5 protein-coding genes are annotated in these 3,445 nt (G+C 46.1%); all 5 read right to left on the reverse strand.

Annotation, left to right across the window (positions count from 1 at the left end; genetic code table 11):
- Positions 1 to 49: 49 nt before the first annotated feature.
- Positions 50 to 445, reverse strand: coding sequence for a hypothetical protein (locus tag H5P30_RS02440; protein ID WP_185691322.1), 396 nt, complete (start codon positions 443 to 445; stop codon positions 50 to 52).
- A gap of 44 nt (positions 446 to 489) precedes the next feature.
- Positions 490 to 1,065 (reverse strand): hypothetical protein, encoded by a 576-nt coding sequence (locus tag H5P30_RS02445; RefSeq protein WP_185691374.1) that lies wholly within the window; start codon positions 1,063 to 1,065, stop codon positions 490 to 492.
- A 202-nt stretch (positions 1,066 to 1,267) separates the two neighbouring features.
- Positions 1,268 to 1,849: a DUF6000 family protein gene (locus H5P30_RS02450; RefSeq protein ID WP_185691375.1), complete on the reverse strand. Its 582-nt coding sequence runs from the start codon at positions 1,847 to 1,849 to the stop codon at positions 1,268 to 1,270.
- Between the two features lie 480 nt (positions 1,850 to 2,329).
- Positions 2,330 to 2,716 carry a hypothetical protein gene (locus tag H5P30_RS02455; protein WP_185691376.1) on the reverse strand — a complete coding sequence of 129 codons (387 nt, stop codon included), beginning with the start codon at positions 2,714 to 2,716 and terminating at the stop codon, positions 2,330 to 2,332.
- A 78-nt stretch (positions 2,717 to 2,794) separates the two neighbouring features.
- The coding region (locus tag H5P30_RS02460; protein ID WP_221774260.1) for a hypothetical protein at positions 2,795 to 3,445 on the reverse strand (651 nt) is incomplete at its 5' end.

The raw sequence follows: 3,445 nt of genomic DNA on the forward strand, positions 1-3,445 counted from the left end.
GAGGTCGGGCGCGGCGATTAGCCGTTGTCCCGAACCGTCTTGTTCGTGCTTAGTTTGCTTCGATCCACTGGATGTCTCGAATATCGGGATCTGATGTCAAAATCTCGTCCATTGCTTTGGTTATTTTTTCCAACTGCTCTGAAGCATCAATCTTTTTAAATAGCTTTCTTACTTTCGGCGTTCGAGGCTCAGTGAAGCACAAGAACTCATTGTCGTCGCCATACTGGTGGCCGCAGCAGATCGCTAGCCGGAATTCTTTATTCTCGATTGGAAGATAGTAGCCCCAATCTTCAGTGAAGTAATCCTCAATAGGGATTCCTTTTTCTTTTAGTTTGGTAGTCAAATATTCTGCAAGTCGACGCCCCCAGAGACCCGGGTTGATTTCCTCTTCTTCACCTTCATAGGCGGGGAACTTATCAGATCTGAATTCGACTTGAGTTTTCATAATTTTTTCCACGAACCTCGAGACCAGATAACCAGTCTGTAGGCTCAGTCGTCCAGTTGATTTTTAGAATTTTGTGGCGGGTAATCTGGATTGTCTGCGTCGGCTGGTTCGAGTCCAATTCGTTCGATTTTAGACCTCGTCAATGTTCCCTGCTTAATTAAGTGGAGTTGAACTAACCGATCATCTTCTTTGTAAAATAGATGCTTCCAGTTCTCATGCACGTGAAGGATTAAAATGCTCTTTGAACTGTCAGTTGATAGTTGATCACCGACAGGCGTTGAAATGAGTGAGAGCGAACCTTTCTTGTAGTGATCCAAATTACGCTCTGGGTCCTGTTCGCTAAAGGGGAGAGGTCTAAACTGGAATAGCTCAATCAGCCCAGATACAGAAACATCAAACCCAGAAAGTTCCAGGGACTGCGTGAGGGCCTCAGGATTCTTTTGATAATAAGCGTCCCAAATCGAGCGATCCCAAAATTCACGAAAGTATTCCTTCTTTTCTTCTTTTAGAGGCAAATTTTCGTATTCCTTGAAGCTCTCGAGCATCGAATGGTAGTCCTTCTTTATTTCAGACCCAAAGACGCACAGAGGGGCAAGGAATATGACCAGGGGTGATTTCATTTATTCTCGAACGCGCCCCGAGCTGGGGCACAAGAGATGTAACTGGAGCAAGCTTGCTTGCGCAAGTGGAATCGCGCAGTTGCCCCTGGCGGGTTGATGGAGGACGCTTCGCGTCCGGAGTCGACACGTCAGGGCGAAGCCCAGCTCGGGGCGCGATGGACGAACGCGAAGCGTTCGTCCATCGTCGAGCTCTGGCGCGCCGTTAGGCGTTGTCCAGAAGCGACTGGTTCTGCTTTAGGTCGTTAAAGTTGCTTTCGATGAAATCAAAGACAGAGCGAACTTTATCAATGCCTTTCATTCTATCCATGATTCCAAACTCTTTTCCGCCTTCAATCTGCTTCCAAAGAATGTCGTCATCATATTTTCTTGCTAGACTCGGGTTAATCAAATGAAGCGCTCCATATGCCCATTTCTGGTCGTAACAATTTGAACCCACTGGAAGGTATTTTTCCAAGTAGTCTATGATTACTTGCTGGGATTCTTCGCTATTGATTCTCGCAAGTGCAATTAGGTGAAATTCACCTGAAAAGCAGCATCTCGAAGGAATCAAATTCTCTCTCATTTTTTTGATAAATGAAGATTCCTTGCGAAGAGCAACGATCCAGCTTGCAACGATAGCTTCTCGCCACCCTCTTCCCAGAAGCTCTTGAATGTCTTTGTCGCTCAATTCTGAACATGCGCGATTAGAAGTTTCGATGAACGCTTCGTTTTCTTCTTTTACGAAGTTGCCATGAAGAACCTTCATATAGAGTGGCTTGATGTATTCTTCAATGATGTCGCTCATTTTTTTGCAGAACGTGGAGGCTAGGCGACCCGGCCCGAGAGGTCCAGCGTTCTATGGGTTGACGATTTCACGGCCGTGAACTCCGGGTTGCCTAGGCCGATTGGTTCGCACCACGCAGGTTCTATTCTTCCCAGGGATCTTTTTCTCCATATTCATTCTTTTCTCTTTCAACCAATCGAATCCTTGAGAATTCATCGCGGTCCGATCCTTGGAGATATCCAGTGATTCGTGCGGTCCAGTAGAACATCATAGGAAAGATGTAGAGCGCGAAAGTAAGACAAACCAACAACATGGGAATGCGAGCCCAGAAAGGCCAAGAAGCGGTCCATTCCCATAGTCCTTTAGCGGGAATCAGAAGAACAGAGAATACGGCTATTAGCAGGTAAAGCAGTAAAGCCCGTAAAAAGACGTTCCAGCCAAGTTTCCATTTTGCAATTCCCTCCTTCATTTTTAGCGAACGTAGAGCTCTGGCGCGGCGCGTTAGCGACGTTGTCCAGTACCGTCTTGTTCGTCCTTTTCGATTTCGACTGGGATGAGATCAAATGCCAGTCTGATGTTAATGTTTCTGAGGTTTGCTTCTAATTGCTTTAGACTCTCTCTGTTGGTTGCGGCTTCTTCGATGACCTTGACTCTCCATCGCTTCCAATTTTCTTTAATTCCATTCACTGCTTCTTTTGATGCGAGAGGGGAATCATCGAACCCAAACTCGAAGCCACACGTGCACATCTCGAATGAAGGGCTTCCGTCATCATCGTAAGGTCGTTCTTTTAATCCTGCTTCCCCGCAAACGGGGCAAACGTAGCCAGAAAATGCAGTCTTGTAGATGAAGAACGTCTCATCGGGACTAATGCATTTAATTTTTTTCATTTCTGACGAACGTAGAGCACTATCGCGACTGTAGCGCGGAGCGCGAAAGGAGTTGATAGCTGCGACTGGATATGCGTTTCAAGGGATCGCAAGATTGGTTCGATGCCGAAGCTCGGCTGTGGTTTCGCCTTCTTTGGCCTTCACGACTAAATGGTAAGATTCCGATGAATACGTAGCAGCGCTCCCTAGCTTCATGATATAGAGACCTGCCTCTGGGGAGTAAATTTCAGTGATCAAAGGCTGAATAAGGGAAAATGGGATTCTTGTGCCTTCGAATTCAGCCTCCCTGACTTTCTGAAGTTCATCGCGGAGAACCATACAATCCTTTTGTGTTAAGCTTGGATTAACGGAAGCACGACTTCCTTTCAAATACACAAAAGCCACTTCATCAATCCTTTCCGGCTCCGAACTGAGCATCTCACCCTGATAGATTTTCTTTTTCAGGGGGATTCTGATCATGGAGGCGGAGTATCTCGCTTTCTTGCCATCCCACATAGAGTTAAAGATGACATCTATGTAGCTGGGACCCTTAGGAATCATAAATCCCTTCGAAACCTCGAATAATTCTTTTTCGGGGTGGGTATCTCGCCAGTCAGCTAAAAATCGAATGGTTTCATTCTCTTCAAGCCCTTCGATCTTCTTTAGCTTGAGAAACTCATTCGCGAAGGATACACAAGGCAGCAAGAACACGATCAGGGCTATAAATTTCATTCTTCTTCTCTGCATATC

This window comes from Puniceicoccus vermicola, assembly GCF_014230055.1.
Classification (GTDB): Bacteria; Verrucomicrobiota; Verrucomicrobiia; order Opitutales; family Puniceicoccaceae; genus Puniceicoccus; species Puniceicoccus vermicola.

Bases quoted from the DNA above. Each gene is read 5' to 3' on its own strand.
- H5P30_RS02440 (WP_185691322.1), bottom strand. From the start codon at position 445: ATGAAAACTCAAGTCGAATTCAGATCTGATAAGTTCCCCGCCTATGAA.
- H5P30_RS02445 (WP_185691374.1), bottom strand. From the start codon at position 1,065: ATGAAATCACCCCTGGTCATATTCCTTGCCCCTCTGTGCGTCTTTGGG.
- H5P30_RS02450 (WP_185691375.1), bottom strand. From the start codon at position 1,849: ATGAGCGACATCATTGAAGAATACATCAAGCCACTCTATATGAAGGTT.
- H5P30_RS02455 (WP_185691376.1), bottom strand. From the start codon at position 2,716: ATGAAAAAAATTAAATGCATTAGTCCCGATGAGACGTTCTTCATCTAC.